Genomic DNA, 16106 nt, shown 5'->3' with positions numbered 1-16106 from the left:
ATCGATAGAGCGGATTGGTCAGAGAGCTTGTTCGAAGAAGTCTTCATCGATCTCGACCAGACGAATGGTGCGCTTGACCTGGACGCCGACTCCGTAGCGAATCATCAGTTCCGCCAAGCGGGCGCCGTCGATGAGGACGACGCGCGACTGCACGGCGTCCGCGAACGCCTGAGCGCCACTGGAGAATCGCGCGGTGGTGATGAAGACGCCCTGGTTCGCCTGTTGTCCGTGAAGTGCGCCGACGAAGGCCTGAATGTCCGGGCGATTGATACTGACGTCTGGCGAATATCGTTTCGCCTGGATGTAGACCCGGCTCAGCCCAAGAGCGTCCTGATCCACAACTCCATCGATGCCGCCGTCGTTAGTGAGCTGCGTGCGGCGTGCCGCACCGCCAGTACCGCCGTAACCCATCGCCACGATGAGATCCACCACGGCCTGCTCGAAGAACTCCGGCGGACTCTTATGTAGCCGAGTCAGCAGCTCGGCGGCCACATCCGCGTGGAGTTTCGTGACTCCGTCCTCGATCTGCTCCTGAGGTGACAGAGCTGACGCCAGAGACTCGGAATCCGGACTCGTCAGAGTGCTCGCGCTGGTACTAGCGACATTTGGTGGCACGTACCCCTCGAGATCTCGCAGGTCACGCTCGGTGAAGCCACCCGGGTGTGACGCAAGCAGGCCTCTGCCGACCTCTGTAATCGAGTAGTACCCGCGGTTGGGCCGGTCGACCGCGCCAGCTCGATAGAGGTAGGACAGTGCCCACAGAGCCCGATTGAGGTACCGGGCCTGGCCCGAAGGAATCAGCTCCTGCCGTTGTGCCTCTGTCACACCCAGCTCGTCGGCGGCAGCCAGATTGATATCGCGAGCTCGTTTGGTCTGCCCGTCCAACAGGACGCGCAGACAAGGAGCCATGAACTGGTCCCAGGTGGGAATAGAGGTCATCAGAGTTCGCCTCGGAACGCCCGAGCTTGGATAGACGTGAAAAGCATGTCGAGCTCGTTCGCGCGCTGGTTACAACGCTTGAACTGGTCCCTGATGTGCGCGACGGCATCGACAAATTGACGCTGACGATCAATGGGTGGAACGGGTAGCGGTGCGGATTTCACGGTAGACGCGCTTATCGTGTTCAGGCCCGAGGTCGTGCGCCCTGCCCGCTGAAAGTACCCGGCACCAGCGCGAGAGTTGAACCACGCCATTGCGAACTCGGGCAGAAGGCCGGCCTTCACTCGGCCGCGGATGAGGTGATTCTGGTGAACGCAGGTGGCCAACTGTCCCTCCCACATGGAGACTCGTCCGACTTCGAGCGGGTTGCCGTGCCCTTCGACGAAGAGTAGATCACCGGGTTCGAGGCGCGTGCGTGCAATCTCGGTTTCCGTGGCTCGCAGGGTTTTCACCTCGCCGAGATCTAGACGGGCGCGAAAGCTATTGGCCACGCGGAGATAGGAAACTTCAACCGGCAACGTGTTGCGTTTCGAGGTCACTTGGAGCCCTCCCTGTACCTCCAAGAAGTCCCCTGCGGCCTCATTGGGTTCACAATCTCCGAATATGTCCGTGAAGATCGACTGGGTAAGACTGTCAAGGCGGGAAGTCTCTTCTTGCTGCTTGGCGCGGAGATCGTCGGCCTTGTCGAGGATGGCGGCGATGCGGCGCTGTTCGTCGAGTGAGGGTTGATCAGGGATCGGAAGGCTGAGAAAATCGCGAACTGAGGAACGGCGACGGCGTGGGACTGAGCCAAATGCAATTCCGTCATAGGCCCCTATCAGCTGCTCGGTATGGAGTAGGCGCCCGACGTACCTCGCATCAAATCCAGGATTCACCCGGAACGTCGGGTAGAGCGGGCTGATCACACCGCTCTCGACGATGGTATTTTGCGCGATTGCTCCTGCCCAGAGCAGATACGGATTGAAGGCAATGTCGTTGCTTCGGACTAACTTGTACTCGCTCGTGTCCTCTTTGGCAAGCCTCTTCTTGAAGCGCTCGTCCTGCCGTACGAACCCATTGCGTTCAGTCAGGGTCAGGACAGGTGGTTCGGCATCCGGTGCGGGCTTTTCACGGAACTCTGACAGGACGTCGCCAAGAAACATCCTCACGACAGCATCGCCTTCAGCTCGGCAAGGCCCTGGGAGATCTCACCCTCCAGTTCCTCGATCTCGGCGATGATCTCGAGCGGGGGCTTGTGCTCTTCCTCCTCGTATTCGATCTCCTTGTAGCGGTTGAGCGACAGATCGTAACCCTGCTCGGCGATGTCGGCCTTCGGGACGCAGAAGCTCTGCTCGGTCCGGGCTCGCTCCCGTTCCGACCCATCCCGTTCGGCCCAGCGCTTCAACACATCCGGCAGGTCATTCGCCTCCACCGGGTTTCGCTTGTCATCGAGCGAGAAGCCGTCGGCCCGTACGTCGTAGAACCAGACCGAATCCGTACCACCCGACTCGGTCTTGGTGAAGAACAGAATCGCCGTCGAGACCCCGGCGTACGGCTTGAAGACCCCCGATGGCAGCTTCACCACCGCATCGAGCTTCTGATCCTCGACCAGCCTCCGCCGCAGCTCCTTGTGCGCTTTGGTCGAGCCGAACAGCACCCCGTCCGGCACGATCACAGCCGCCCGACCACCGGTCTTCAACAGCTTCAGGAACAGCGCGAGGAACAGCAGCTCGGTCTTCTTGGTCTTGACCTCGCGGAGCAGGTCCGTCGCCACCGTCTCGTAGTCCAGGGACCCGGCGAATGGCGGGTTCGCCAGCACCAGGGTGTACTTCTCCGCGTCACCGGACGCGCCCTCGGACAGCGAGTCCCGATAGCGGATGTCGGGCGAGTCGATCCCGTGCAGCAGCATGTTCATGCTGCCGATCCGAAGCATGGTCGAATCGAAGTCATATCCGTGGAACATCGACTCGTGGAAGTGTTTGCGCTGCCGGTCGTCGTTGAGCGCAGCCGGATGTGTCTCGCGTACATGCTCCGATGCGGCGACCAGGAAGCCGGCGGTGCCGCAGGCCGGATCGCAGATCTCGTCGTCTGGCTTCGGGGCCATCATCGCCACCATCAGTTCGATGATGTGCCGCGGCGTCCGGAACTGGCCATTCACCCCGGAGGTGGACAGCTTCGACAGCAGGTACTCGTACAGGTCACCGTTGGTGTCCCGCTTGTCGAGGGGGATCCCGGAGACCATGTCGACGACCTTGCTGAGCAGTGCCGGGGTCGGGATGGTGAACCGGGCATCCCGCATGTGATCGGAGTAGGTGGAGTCCTCGCCATTGGTCCGTTGCCCGATGGTCTGCAGGAAGGGGAACACCTGATCCCTGACCACCGTGTACATCGTCGCCGGATCGAGCTGCTTGAACCGGCTCCAGCGCAACTGCTGTTGATCAGGGAGGAAGCGCGGGTCGCGCAGCGGCTCACCAAGGATCCTGGCCGCCGACTCCGCCTTCGTTTCCAGCTCGTCGAGTCGCCGCAGGAACAGCAGATAGGTGATCTGTTCGATCACTTCCAGCGGATTCGAAATGCCGCCGGACCAGAATGCATCCCACACGCGATCGATCTTGCTCTTCAGTTCACCGGTGACCACCAGCGCAGACTAGCCGGACCGGCGCCGACGCGCCCAGGTCTGGGCCGGCTCATCTCATCTCGACACGCAGCCCATTGCTCCGCAGGCTCCGCATGGGCTGCTACTCGATGAGCGTGGGGTCCGGGAAATGGCATGGGCCCCGGCACGAGTGCCGAGGCCCGAGCCCGGCTGGCCCGTCCCCCAACGAGCACCCCCGGGATTCACCAAGGTGTTGCCCGGAGAGCCGGGCGGTTGTCCGTCGAACACCCCGTCCAAGGGCGTGGCCACACCCTCGGTGTCGACATGACACAAAAGACTCTAGGATTTCGGGGTACGCCTGGCAAAGACATCAGTTCTGAGGGCAATAAGGGGGGCCTATGGCGCCACAGGAAGCAAGCATGCAACCGCGCAGGATCGGGCTGGTCGACGATCACTTCGCCACCTCGATGGGGATCGCGACCCTGCTCGAGGACACCGACGACCTCCGTCTGGTGGCCAACGCCGAGACCGTGGCCGAGCTGCTCGCCCAGGGCACCGACCTGGACCTGGTGATGCTCGACCTCAGCCTGGCCGACAACTCCCTGCCGGAGGACAACGTCGCCGAGCTGGCCGAGCACGGGATCGCCACCCTGGCGTACACGTCGGGGGAGAACGCCTATCTGATCCGCTCCGCCGCCCGCGGCGGGGTGCGCGGCATCGCCCGCAAGTCGCACTCACCGGCCGAGCTGATGCAGGCGATCCGCAGCTGCCTCAGCGAGGACGACGCCGGTTCGTTGACCACCGAATGGGCGGCCGCGGTGGACGCCGACCCGGTGATCGACTCCGTGGGTCTCTCCGAACGGCAGCGCGAGGTGCTGGAACTCTTCGCCTGCGGGGAATCCGCCAAGCGGGTCGCCCGACTGACCGGGCTCTCGGTGACCACCGTGAACGACTACCTGCTGCGGATCCGGGCCAAGTACGCCCAGCAGGGCCGGGAGGCGCTCACCAAGGTCGACCTCTACAAGCGGGCGGTGGAGGACGGAGTGCTGCCGCCGCCGCGGCTGGGCAACGAGTAGTCGATGATCGCCACCCGCGGGTTGCGCCCCGGTCAGCTCCGGGGGCTGGGCCTGGTGCTCGGGATGGCCTACGGCTTCTATGTCGTCGAGGGCCTGCTGACCAACCTGCTGCTCGGCCCCACTGGTGACCTGGCCCATCTGCTCGTCGGTGCGATCGCCTGGCTGCCGGGAATCCTGCTGCTGGTGCTGGCACTGCTCGACCGGGTCCGCTGGTTCAAGGTTGCCTGTCTGGCGGCTGCGATCGGCTATCCGGTCGCGGTGCTGCTCTGGCCGCTGGTCGGGATGGATTCCGACAACGCGATCCAGCGGTTCTGGCTCGGCCAGTTCATGCTGCTGCCCGGATTGTGTGCCCTGCTGGCGATTCCGGTCGCCGGGGCGGTGGGCACCCTGGTGGTCTGCTCGATCTCGGTGGAGGTGGTGCGCTGGACGCTCGGCGCCCAGCGGCCCGAGGAGGTGCTGGTCAGCGGGATGTTCTCGCTGGTGTACGCCGGATTCTTCATGCTGGTGATGATTGCGGGGCTGCGCACGATGCGCGCCGCCAGCGCCCAGCTGGAGTCCTCGCTGCGTCGCCGGGCCCGCGCCGGTGCCCTGCAGGCCCGCACCGATGAGACCGATCGGTTGGACCGGCTCACCCACGACAACGTGCTCTCGCTGCTGTCCGCGGCCGCTGAGGGCGTACCGGCCCGCAAGCTCGCGGTCCAGGCAGCCTCGGTACGCCGGGGCCTGGAGGACGGTTTCGCGGTCACCGACGACGCCGAACCGCTGGCCCTGCTGGGCGAACGGATCGCTGCCCAGGCAGCAGAAGCGGGACTCGAGGTGTCCAGCGACGGCGTCCCCGAAGGCGTCGTCCGCCGCCGCGTCGGAGCCGAACTGGAGGCCGCCGTCGACGAGGCAGTGCGCAACGTCACCCGGCACGCCGGTGGCCTCGGCCGGGTCGAGTTGACCCTCGGTGCCGAGCGGCTGCGGGTCCGCGTCGTCGATGACGGCCCCGGGTTCGATCCGGAGCGGGAGAGCGTACGCCTCGGCGTGCGGCACAGCATCCTGCGGCGGGTGAACACCATCCCCGGTGCCCGCGCGACGATCAGCTCCCGACCAGGCAGCGGCACCACCGTGCTCGTCGAATGGACCGCGACATGACCCACCGGATGACGGCCTCGCTGGTACCGAAATCGGTGATCGGCCCGCTGGCGCCGCTCAACGCGGTACCGATCGGGTGGTGGTCGCTGGCGATGGGCCTGTTCGCGATGCTGATCACCCTCGGCTACTGGGGCAGCTATGCCAACCCGTTCGTGGTGATCGTCGCGGCCTGCTTCGCCGGTCCGCTGGTGGGATTGACGCTCAGCCGGCCGGACCGTCCGGGCAGCGCCTGGCTCGCGCTCGCGCTGGGCTGGGGCGTACTCCATGCGGTGGTGTTCTGGCAGATCACCGGGTCGCTGAAGGATCCGGCCGCGCTGTGGCCGCCGGCCGCCTCCGCGATGGCGATGGGCGGGCTGGCGATGTCGGGCGCCATCCGCCCGGTCTGGCTGGGACAGTTGTTCTCGCTGCTGGTCGGGGTGCACTGGGCCCTGTTCAGCGGAGTACCGGCGGCACAGAGCCTCCAGTTGGTGGCGCTGTTCGGGCCGGTCTTCCTGGGCATCTGCTACGGCGTACTGATGCGCCGCGCGCTGGCGGTCGCCGACCGGGCCCAGCAGAACGAGGCCCGGGTCGCCGAACGGGTGCTCGACCTGGCATCCCGGGCCCAGGCGCGGGAGGCGTACCAGGCCGATCTGGTCGCCGCCACCGGCACGATCCTGGACCGGATCGCCAGCGGTGCGGAGCTCACCGACGAGGACCGGGTCGCGGCCCGGCTCACCGAGGCCCAGCTCCGCGACGCGATCCGCGGCCGCAACCTGGCCACCGCCGAGGTCGTCGCCGCGGTCCGCGCGGCCCGCGCCCGCGGTGTCCGGGTGAGCCTGGTCGACGATCGCCGTGCCTGGGACTGTTCCGACGCGCTGCAGGCACAGGTGCTCGCGGCCACCATCGAGACCCTCGACCAGGCCCGCAGCGGTGACGCCTGCACGGTACGGCTGCATCCGCCGGGTCGTCGCAACCTGGCCACGGTGCTGCTCAGCCGGGCCGATGGGGAGGGGCTGCGCCGCGACTTCGCCAGCGAATCCGGAGTTGGGCAGTCCGCCGGAAGTCGATAGCGTTGCCCAGATCGATGAATCGATGACGATGCGCGGGAAAGGGGACCCATGAACCTCGCCCATCTCGGCCAGTTGCTGACCGACTCGGTGGCGGCCCATCCCGCACGCCCGGCGCTGCGGGTACGCCGCGGGGACGACTGGGAGCAGACCAGTTACGCCGAGCTCGGCGCCCGGGTCGCGACCGTCGCCGAGGCCCTGCTGCGGCTCGGCGTACAACACGGTGACCGGGTCGCGATCTTCGCCACCAACCGGCCCGAATGGACCGTCGCGGACCTGGCGACGCTGCTGATCGGCGGTGTCGTGGTGCCGGTCTATCAGACCTCGACCGCGCGCCAGGCCCGACACGTGCTCGGTGACGCCGGGGTGAGCGTCGCCTTCGTCGGCGGTGCCGCCGAGCTGGACAAGGTCGCCGAGGTGCGCGCCGAACTGCCCGCGCTGCGGACCGTGATCGGTTTCGAGGAGGTCGCCGGGGCCGAGGAGCGCACCGAGGGTTACGTCGCCTGGCGCGAACTGATCGCCCAGCAGCCGGTCAAGGATCCCGCGCTGGAGAACCGGATGGCGGCGGTCACCGGATCCGATCTGGCGACGATCATCTACACCTCCGGGACGACCGGCGACCCGCGCGGGGTGATGCTCACCCACGAGGCGTTCTGCTTCGAGATCGAGGCGGTCCGCGAGCTCTTCGAGATCACCCCCACCGACCAGAGCCTGTGCTTCCTGCCGCTGGCGCACGCGTTGGAGCGCGCCTGGACCTTCGTCGTGCTGCGCAGCGGTGCGCTGAACACCTATCTCGCCGACGCCACCAAGGTGGCCGAGATGCTGCCGCTGGCGAAGCCGAGCCTGCTGGTGTCGGTGCCCCGGCTCTATGAGCGGGTGTACGCCATCGCGCGCCAGCGCGCCTCCTCGCCGGCGAAGCGGCGGGTCTTCGACTGGGCGATCAAGGTCGGTGCCCGGGCGCAGGCCGCCGGCGAGCTGACCCCGCGGTTGCGGGCCGAGCTGCGGCTCGCCGACAAGCTGGTGCTCTCCGGCATCCGCACCGCGCTCGGCGGGCAGAAGCGGGTGCTGGCCAGTGGCGGGGCGCCGCTGCGGGCCGAGATCGAGGAGTTCTTCCACGCCGCCGGGCTGCTGATCTGTCAGGGCTATGGCCTGACCGAGGCCGCGCCGCTGATCTCGTTCAACTCCCCGCAGGCGTTCCGCTTCGGCACCGTGGGCCGGGTGGTCGCCGGTGGTGAGGTGCGGATCGCCGAGGACGGTGAGGTCTGCTACCGCGGGCCGAATGTGATGAACGGTTACTGGAATCGGCCCGATGCGACCGCCGAGACGCTGATCGACGGTTGGCTGCACACCGGCGACATCGGCGGGGTGGACGATGACGGATTCCTGACGATCACCGACCGCAAGAAGGACCTCTTGGTCACCGAGGGCGGCAAGAACATCGCCCCCGGACCGATCGAGGGCGAGCTGGCGGCGGACCCCCTGGTCGAGCACGCGGTACTGCTCGGCGACGGCCGGCCGTGCGTGGTGGCGCTGCTGCGGCCCTCGCTGGAGGAGGCCCGCGACTGGGCCGCCGCGGCCGGTGTCTCGGCGGCCTCCGATGACGAACTCGTCGCCCACCCCGAGTTGCGCGCCGAGCTGAAGCGGCGCGCCGATGCGGTCTCCGACGGTCTCCCGCACCAGGAGAAGATCCGCGCGGTCGCGGTGATCACCGAGGAGTTGACGATGGCCGACGGTCTGCTCACCCCGACCCTGAAGGTGCGCCGCCGCGCCGTCGAGCAGCGCTACGCGGCCCAGGTCGAGGAGCTCTACACCCAGATCCGGGAACGGAAGAAGTAGTCCGCGGTCGAGCCGGTCGCGCAATTACCTTCCGCGCGGACCCCTCGGATAGACTGCGCACTTGTGCCAGCGCCCGCGGACCGGGCGCCGGCCGGCATAGCGCCCTCCTGCCACGGGACCGACCCGCGGCCGTTGAGACCAGAGGAGGTGGAGTTCGCGTATGCGTAAGTACGAAGTCATGATCATCGTCAACCCCGATGTGGACGAGCGTCAGGTCACTCCGATGCTGGAGAAGTACCTGCAGATCATCACCAAGGGCGGCGGCACCGTCGACAACTTCGATCTGTGGGGCAAGCGTCGTCTCGCCTACGAGATCCAGAAGAAGCCCGAGGGCATCTACGCGGTGGTCGATCTGACCGCCAAGCCCGAGGACGTCAAGGAGCTGGACCGCCAGTTCAGCATCAACGAGCAGATCATGCGGACCAAGGTCCTGCGCCCGGAGCTGCACTGATCACCTGTGGACAGTGCCCTGTCGGCCGTCAGATCCGACTGGCAGGCTAGGCATCGACCACTCATTCCGATCCCGATCCGGAGATAACCAATGGCAGGCGAAACCATCATCACTCTCGTCGGAAACCTCACCGGCGATCCCGAGCTGCGCTTCACCCCGTCCGGGGCCGCGGTGGCCAACTTCACGGTGGCCTCCACGCCGCGTAACTTCGACCGGCAGACCAACGAGTGGCGTGACGGCGAAGCCATGTTCATCAACTGCTCGGTGTGGCGGCAGGCGGCGGAGAACGTCGCCGAGTCGCTGGCCAAGGGCATGCGCGTGATCGTCCAGGGCCGGCTCAAGTCGCGCTCCTACGAGACCCGCGAGGGTGAGCGCCGCACGGTCTTCGAGATCGACGTCGACGAGGTCGGCCCCGCGCTGCGGTACGCCACCGCCAAGGTCGCCAAGACCTCCGGTGGCGGCGGCGGTGGCCAGGGCGGTTACGGCGGCGGTGGCGGCCAGGGCGGCTACGGCGGGGGCAACTCCGGTGGCGGCCAGGGCGGCCAGGGTGGCTACGGCGGGGGCCAGCAGCAGGGAGGCAACTCCGGCGGCGGTGACCCGTGGGGCAACTCCGGTGGCGGCAACAACCGTTCCCAGGGATCGGACCCGTGGGCCACGCAGCAGAGCGAAGAACCGCCGTTCTGAGGCGTACGCCCCGCAAGTTCAATCAACCAAGGCACATTCCGGCATCACGCCGGGCTCATAGTCACGAAGGAGCACCACAATGGCCGCATCGCGAAAGCCGATGAAGCCCAAGAAGGCTGTCCCGGTCAAGTCGACCCGTATCGACAACGTCGACTACAAGGACATCAACACCCTCCGCAAGTTCATCTCGGAGCGGGGCAAGATCCGCGCCCGCCGGGTGACCGGGCTGTCCGTCCAGGACCAGCGCCGCGTCGCCACCGCGATCAAGAACGCGCGTGAGGTCGCCCTGCTGCCCTACGCCTCGACGGCTCGCTGAGAAAGGACACCAGCATGAAGCTCATCCTGACTGCTGCCGTGGACAACCTCGGCATCGCCGGCGACATCGTCGAGGTGAAGGACGGCTACGGCCGCAATTTCCTGCTCCCGCGGGGTTTCGCCATTCGGTGGACCCGCGGCGCGGAGAAGCAGATCGAGGGCATCAAGCGGGCGCGTGACGCCCGTGAGGTGCGCAACCTCGACCACGCCAAGGAGCTGCGCGAGCAGATCGAAGGCCTGTCCGTCGAGCTGCCGGTGAACGCCGGCGACAACGGCAAGCTGTTCGGTGCGGTCACCGCCGCCTCGATCGCCACCGCGATCAAGAAGGCCGGCGGCCCGTCGGTCGACAAGCGCTCGGTGGAGATCGCCAAGCCGATCAAGACCGTCGGTTCGCACACCGTCGGCGTCAAGCTGCACGATGCGGTCACCGCGCACCTGCCGGTGGAGATCACCGCCGCCAGCTGATCGCCCAGGCGTACGCCAAGAAACGGCCGGTCCCCGATGGGGGCCGGCCGTTTCGCTGTCGGTAAAGGGTTTCCCGCCCGTCCTCGCTCGGTCTGCGAGTCGCAACTTCTCGGTTTCCGAGTAGTTCCGCGCCGAGACCTAAGTGGGACGAAAGACCTACTTTGGTACGGGATCGAATCTCCGCTGTTGTGGCCCGTGACACAGCCTGCGAACAATGAGGCACTCGTTGCAGCGATCCACCCCCCACAACCCCCGAACTGTTGGAGATAACGTGAAACCCACACTCCGTCTTGCAGCAAGTGCCGTGCTCGGTGGCGCGATCCTCGCCAGCACGCAGCTTCCGGCGATCTCGGCGCCCACCACTCCGCCGACCCTGTCGCCGCAGAACACCCGCGTCTCGGCCAAGGCCGAGGCCCGCGTCGTGCAGAGCGAGTTCAGCCAGGAACAGATCCAGGTGATGGCGCGCTCGGCCAACCGCACCGTCGAACAGCAGCGCAGCTACCTGGACCGCAAGGCCCAGCAGAACAATGCCTACGCCGAGGTGGCGTCGAACAACAGCTATGACGGCGCATTCTTCACCGAGCAAGGGAAGCTGGTCGTCCAGGCCGCCCCGAACTCGGCCGCCGCCAAGGCCGCCGAGGCCAAGGGTCTGCAGGTGCGCAGCCCGCAGCGCGGCGAGGCCAAGCTCAATGACATGGTTGCCCAGGTGACCGCCGTGGTCGGCGACCGGGTGGCCTCGGTCAGCCCGGATCTGGCCTCCGACAAGCTGATCGTCACCTCCACCACCCCGGATCAGACCCGCCAGGCGCTGGCCCAGTTCGGCGACGCCGTCGAGGTCCGCCAGGGTGAGGCCAACCGCGTCCAGATCGCGGTCAAGGGCGGCGACAAGGTCACCATGGCCAGCGGCGGCTACTGCTCCGCCGGCTTCCCGGCGCGCACCAGCAGCGGCACCCGGGTGATGATCTGGGCCGGTCACTGTGTCGAGGGTCAGAGCACCTTCTCGGTCGGCGGCACCAAGATCGGCACCCCGGCCGGCACCGCCTTCGGCTCCTACGACGGAGTGGCGGACCGTGACATCGGCGCGGTCTACATCGACGCCGAGGACCAGATGACCACCCAGGTCAACGGCTACGGCCGGACCGTCAGCCAGGCCGACAAGGGCCCGTGGAAGGCGCCGGTCGGTACCGACATGTGCAAGTCGGGTGCCACCTCGGGCATCACCTGCGGTCAGGTCAGCAGCTACAACAACTCGGTCACCTACTCCGACAACTCCGGGCGGACCGTCGCCCAGGTGTCCGGACTGGGCCGCAGCACCGTCTGCACCGCACCGGGTGATTCCGGCGGCGCCTACGTCTCCGGCGGGTACGCCGTAGGCATGACCTCCGGCGGTCCGGCCTCGCAGACCTGCACCTTCAACGGTGGCTACCTGTCGGGCAAGTCGTCCTACTTCCAGCCGGTCACCGATGCCCTGAGCTACTACGGGCTGACCTACAACTGAGCCAACCCACCCCACCCCCAGGCCCGGGCTCACCCCGGGACGGCGAGCACCCCGCGAACCCGAGATCGCGGGGTGCTGTCGTTCCCGGGCCCGGGCCGGTTGCATTCCCCAGTTTGTATCAGTACAGTCTATTGTGTTGATACGAACTGAGGAGGAACGATGGAGATCGCGATCTGGATTCCGCTGGCGATGGGCGTGCTGTTCAGCATGGCGCCGATCACCAACGGCGGTACCAGCAAGCCCAACGAGAAGCAGCTCGCGAAGTACGTCCGCAAGATGCGGTTGCCGTTGCCGGCCCAGTTGCGCGGCCCGGTGGTGGAGCGGATCACCCGCACCGAGAAGGCCGCCGTCTGGTGTGGTGCCCTCGGTGCGGTGGTGGGGGTCGTGCTGGCGCTGCTGCTCCGCGGGCTCACCGGGACCGACGGCGCCTCCGGGGCGACGATCATGGTCGCGCTGCTGTTCGGCGCCAGCCTGGGTGGCCTGGTGGCCACGGCCCGGGAACGCAGCCCGCTGGTGCCCGATGCCCCGCGGGTGGCCCGATCCTCGGCGACGACGATCGCGGACTACGAGACCCGTGGCGCCAGCCGGGCTTTCTGGCTCGCGCCGGTGGCGATGGTGCTGGGGCTCGCCGGCGCCTGGCTGCTCTGGTCGGTCGCGACCTCCCTCGGCGCCACCGACACCGCAACGGCCATGACGATCGCCACCGGGTCGACGGTGCTGCTCGCCATCGGCTGGGCACTGCTGATCCCGGCCCGCCGGGCGCTGATCGAGCGGCCACAGTGGGCGCACACCGATCTCGAACTGGCCTGGGACGATGCCACCCGCAGCACCGCACTGGCCGGGCTCACCGGCACCGGGATCGCCGCCGGCATGCTTGCCCCGTTCATCTCGCTGCTCGCCGGTGCGTCGCTGCTCCTCGACGGCGCCGTGCGTGCCCAGGCGATGGATCTCACGCTCTGGTTGGGAATCGGGGCCTTCGTCCTGGGCCTGGTGTGCTGGGCAATCCTGCTGGTGCCCTACCTGCGGGGCCGCTCCGCCAATCCGTCGCTCGGACTGTGGCGGGACCGGGACTTCGCCGGGCAGGCCGGCCCGTGCTGAGGATCGATCCCACCAGCCAGGTCCCGCCCTATGAGCAGCTGCGCAGTCAGCTGGTGGCCCAGATGGGTAGCGGGGAGCTGCCGCCCGGCACCCGGTTGCCGCCGGTACGCCGACTGGCCAGCGACCTGGGTCTGGCGCCGAACACGGTGGCGCGTACCTATCGGGAACTGGAGGCCAGCGGCTTCGTCCGGACCGCGGGCCGCAACGGCACCATCGTCCAGCCGCCCAACGACGGCCCGGGACAGGCGACCCAGCTGGCCCGGCAGTTCGTCGAGGCGATGCGTGGCCTCGGGGTCGGCGTGGAAGGCGCCGTGCATCAGGTCCGCCACGCGTACGCGGAACTCGGCACCAGCTGACCCAACCGCGATCCATCGAACCAGAAGTGCATCCCCCTGACCCTGGAGGGAGAGGGGGATGCACTCAGGATTCGATGGATCGCAGCAGGGGGAGGGTCAGCGCATGGCGTACCGCTTGCGGGCCATCAGTACGCCGACCAGTGCCAGCGCGCAGCAGGCGGCGTAGTAGAGCCCCGGCACGGTGTTCACGCCGGTGGCCTTCACCAGGGCGGTGAGGATCAGCGGGGCGAAACCGCCGAAGATCGCCACACCCAGGCTGTAGGAGATGGTCATCCCCGAGGACCGGACCTGCACCGGGAACAGCTCGGAGAGCAGTGCCGGCATCGGCGCGAAGTAGAGGCACATGAAGATCCCGACGATCACCTCGCACAGCGTCAGCATCAGGATCGTCGGATTCGCCTGCAGCAGCAGGAACAGCGGCCACCCCGCCAGCACACCGGCGATCGCGGCCGGGATCATGATCGTGGTCATCCCGACCCGATCCGCGAGCCGGCCGACGATCGGTGAACCGATGAAGGTGATCACCCCGGCGACCACGGCGCCCGGGAATGCTGCCCAGGCAGGGAGTCCGAGACCCTTGGCGAAGGTCGGCAGATAGGTGATCAGGTAGACCGAGATGGTCGCCATCGCGATCACCAGGAACGCCGTCAGCAACCGTCCGCCGTACTGGCCGAGCAGCAGCTTCAGCGGTGCATGGTCCTTCTCCGCGGCCTCGAACTCCGGGGTGTCGGACATCTTGGTGCGCACATACCAGCCGACCGGGCCGATCAGCAGCCCGATCGCGAAGGCGATCCGCCAGCCCCAGGAGGTCAGGGCCGCCGGGCTCAGCAGCGAGGACAGCAGCCACGAGATACCGGCCGCCATGAACATCGACACACCCTGGGTGGCGACCTGCCAGGAGGCGTAATAGGCCTTGCCCCGTTGGGCATTCTCGGTCAGGAAGGCGGTCGCGCTGCCGAACTCGCCACCCGCGCTGATGCCCTGGATGATCCGAGCGATGGCCAGGATGATCGGCGCGGCGATCCCGATCGTGGCGTACCCCGGGGTGACGACGATGATGAAGACACCGAGTGTCATCAACCCGATGGTCAGGCTGAGGGCCGCCTTGCGGCCGTGCGTGTCGGCGTAACTGCCGATCAGCACCGCCCCCAGCGGGCGGACCACGAAGGTGATCGCGAAGGTGGCCCAGGTCATCATCTGGGCGGCGAAACTTCCACCTGGATAGAAGACGGTGGCGATGGTGCTCGCCATGAAGCCGAAGAGGACGATGTCGTACCACTCCAGCGCATTGCCCAGCGAGGCGGCGACAACAGCCTTCCGGGCGCGTACCTGGTCGTGCTGAACAACGGTGTCGGTCATGAAGTTTCCTTGCTGAGATGGGAAATCAGGCGATGGATGAACTCCTCGCAGGCCTGCAGCTGCGCCAGGTCCACGTATTCGTCGGCGGTGTGTGCCTGGGCGATGTCCCCGGGGCCGCAGACCACCGTCTCGATGCCGGCGCCGGAGAACTGGCCGGCCTCGGTGCCGTAGGTGACCTTGCCGTCGGAGCGTACGCCGCCGAGTGCGGCGCCCAACGAGATCGCCTCCGCCTCGGCCGGGGTCTCCAGGCCGGGTACCATCGCGGGCACCTCGAAGTCGACGCCGGCGATCTCGTTCTCGCCCCTCATCTGCTGCTCCAGCTCCCGGGCGTACGCCTCGATCCGCTGCATCGTGGCCGCCGGGTCGAGCTCGGCCAGTCCGCGGAACTCGAACTCGACCACGCATCGGTCCGGCACGGTGTTGCCGGCGATGCCGCCGTGGATGATGTTGGTCGACAGCGTGCTGTGCGGCACCGGGTACGCCTCGTCGAAGGGGCCCTCGCTGCGCCACTGGTCGGCGATCCCGCGCAGGAAGACGACGAACTTCGCTGCGTACTCGATGGCGTTGACGCCCTCGGGGGTGAGCGAGGAGTGCGCCGCCTTGCCGCGGAAGGTGACCCGGCCCAGGTTGATCGACTTGTGCCCGCGGATCACCTGCATGCTGGTCGGTTCGCCGACGATGCAGGCCCGCGGGGTGAGCCCGAGCTCGGCGATGTCCTTGACGATCTGGTCGCCGCCGATGCAGCCGACCTCCTCGTCGTAGGAGACGGCCAGGTGGATCGGTTCGCTCAGCTCGGCTTCCACCATCTCTGGCAGTGCGGACACCGCGACTCCGATGAAGCCCTTCATGTCGCAGGTGCCGCGGCCATAGAGCCGGCCGTCGCGGACTTCGGGGGCGAATGGGTCGGAGCTCCAGTCCTGGTCATCGACCGGCACCACGTCGGAGTGCCCGGAGAGCACCACCCCGCCGGCGGTCGAACCATCGGCCGCGGGCACCGTCACCAGCAGATTCGACTTGCCCTGCTGCGGGCTCGGGCAGATCTTCGGCGCCAGGCCGAGCCGGCGGGCCTCATCGGCGATCAGGTCGATGACGGGCTGGTTGGGATTGCGGCTGGTGGTGTCCTGCGACACCAGCTTCACGATCCAGTCCAGCGAACGAGGGGTCTCCATGATCATATGTATACCTTCCGTTGCTCGGCTTCGGGAGATATCCCATGCTGCCGCGCCAACCGTTGACAACCATCGACCTGTTCGGTGTGAATGGGGGCAGCG

The 16106-nt window shown here is 67.3% G+C and carries 16 protein-coding genes; 11 read left to right on the top strand and 5 right to left on the bottom strand.

The features are described from left to right. Positions 1-18 precede the first annotated feature (18 nt). From C8D81_RS10740 to C8D81_RS10730, 3 genes are read right to left on the bottom strand one after another with little or no spacing between them, the layout of a single operon-like run. Complete coding sequence (locus tag C8D81_RS10740; RefSeq protein ID WP_094404870.1) at positions 19-939, bottom strand: restriction endonuclease; 921 nt, start codon at positions 937-939, stop codon at positions 19-21. Next, positions 939-2087, bottom strand: a complete 1149-nt coding sequence (locus C8D81_RS10735; RefSeq protein WP_133626037.1) for a restriction endonuclease subunit S — start codon at positions 2085-2087, stop codon at positions 939-941. Before C8D81_RS10735 ends, C8D81_RS10740 begins: the two co-directional genes overlap by 1 nt. Beyond that, positions 2084-3556: a type I restriction-modification system subunit M gene (locus tag C8D81_RS10730; protein WP_094404872.1), complete on the bottom strand. Its 1473-nt coding sequence runs from the start codon at positions 3554-3556 to the stop codon at positions 2084-2086. Before C8D81_RS10730 ends, C8D81_RS10735 begins: the two co-directional genes overlap by 4 nt. A 377-nt stretch (positions 3557-3933) precedes the next feature. Between C8D81_RS10730 and C8D81_RS10725 the strand changes: the two genes are divergently transcribed. The 11 genes from C8D81_RS10725 to C8D81_RS10675 all read left to right on the top strand — a co-directional run bounded on the left by C8D81_RS10725 (position 3934) and on the right by C8D81_RS10675 (position 13476). Further along, on the top strand, positions 3934-4590 hold the full coding sequence (locus tag C8D81_RS10725; RefSeq protein WP_094357518.1) for a response regulator transcription factor: 657 nt from the start codon (positions 3934-3936) through the stop codon (positions 4588-4590). 3 nt (positions 4591-4593) lie between these two features. Beyond that, positions 4594-5727, top strand: coding sequence for a sensor histidine kinase (locus C8D81_RS10720; protein WP_094404873.1), 1134 nt, complete (start codon positions 4594-4596; stop codon positions 5725-5727). Further along, entirely contained in the window at positions 5724-6776 is a 1053-nt protein-coding gene (locus C8D81_RS10715) for a hypothetical protein (RefSeq protein ID WP_094404874.1), read from the top strand. The genes C8D81_RS10720 and C8D81_RS10715 overlap by 4 nt, the downstream gene beginning before the upstream one ends. A 48-nt stretch (positions 6777-6824) precedes the next feature. After that, the gene (locus C8D81_RS10710; RefSeq protein ID WP_094404875.1) at positions 6825-8609 is read left to right on the top strand and encodes an AMP-dependent synthetase/ligase; all 1785 of its coding nucleotides are present in this window, start codon (positions 6825-6827) and stop codon (positions 8607-8609) included. Positions 8610-8769: 160 nt separating this feature from the next. Beyond that, positions 8770-9060: a 30S ribosomal protein S6 gene (gene rpsF, locus C8D81_RS10705; RefSeq protein ID WP_094357510.1), complete on the top strand. Its 291-nt coding sequence runs from the start codon at positions 8770-8772 to the stop codon at positions 9058-9060. Positions 9061-9150: 90 nt separating this feature from the next. After that, a complete protein-coding gene (locus tag C8D81_RS10700) occupies positions 9151-9744 on the top strand; it encodes a single-stranded DNA-binding protein (protein ID WP_094357508.1) in 594 nt (197 codons plus the stop codon). A 79-nt stretch (positions 9745-9823) separates the two neighbouring features. Further along, positions 9824-10060, top strand: a complete 237-nt coding sequence (gene rpsR / locus C8D81_RS10695) for a 30S ribosomal protein S18 (protein WP_094357506.1) — start codon at positions 9824-9826, stop codon at positions 10058-10060. Between the two features lie 14 nt (positions 10061-10074). After that, a complete protein-coding gene (gene rplI, locus C8D81_RS10690) occupies positions 10075-10524 on the top strand; it encodes a 50S ribosomal protein L9 (protein ID WP_094357504.1) in 450 nt (149 codons plus the stop codon). 271 nt (positions 10525-10795) lie between these two features. After that, positions 10796-12022 (top strand): S1 family peptidase, encoded by a 1227-nt coding sequence (locus tag C8D81_RS10685; RefSeq protein WP_133626036.1) that lies wholly within the window; start codon positions 10796-10798, stop codon positions 12020-12022. Positions 12023-12181: 159 nt separating this feature from the next. Further along, on the top strand, positions 12182-13120 hold the full coding sequence (locus C8D81_RS10680; protein ID WP_094357500.1) for a hypothetical protein: 939 nt from the start codon (positions 12182-12184) through the stop codon (positions 13118-13120). Next, positions 13114-13476: a GntR family transcriptional regulator gene (locus tag C8D81_RS10675; RefSeq protein ID WP_094357498.1), complete on the top strand. Its 363-nt coding sequence runs from the start codon at positions 13114-13116 to the stop codon at positions 13474-13476. The genes C8D81_RS10680 and C8D81_RS10675 overlap by 7 nt, the downstream gene beginning before the upstream one ends. A gap of 96 nt (positions 13477-13572) precedes the next feature. On the opposite strand, the gene C8D81_RS10670 is transcribed toward C8D81_RS10675, so the two are convergent. Both C8D81_RS10670 and argE read right to left on the bottom strand, forming a co-directional pair. Continuing rightward, on the bottom strand, positions 13573-14835 hold the full coding sequence (locus C8D81_RS10670; protein ID WP_133626035.1) for an MFS transporter: 1263 nt from the start codon (positions 14833-14835) through the stop codon (positions 13573-13575). Beyond that, positions 14832-16004: an acetylornithine deacetylase gene (gene argE / locus C8D81_RS10665; RefSeq protein ID WP_133626034.1), complete on the bottom strand. Its 1173-nt coding sequence runs from the start codon at positions 16002-16004 to the stop codon at positions 14832-14834. Before argE ends, C8D81_RS10670 begins: the two co-directional genes overlap by 4 nt. Positions 16005-16106: the final 102 nt, after the last annotated feature.

Origin of the sequence: Enemella evansiae (assembly GCF_004362375.1) — a bacterium.
Classification (GTDB): domain Bacteria; phylum Actinomycetota; class Actinomycetes; order Propionibacteriales; family Propionibacteriaceae; genus Enemella; species Enemella evansiae.
The sequence above is the reverse complement of the archived record's forward strand: the minus strand, read 5'-3'. Positions and strand labels throughout refer to the sequence as shown.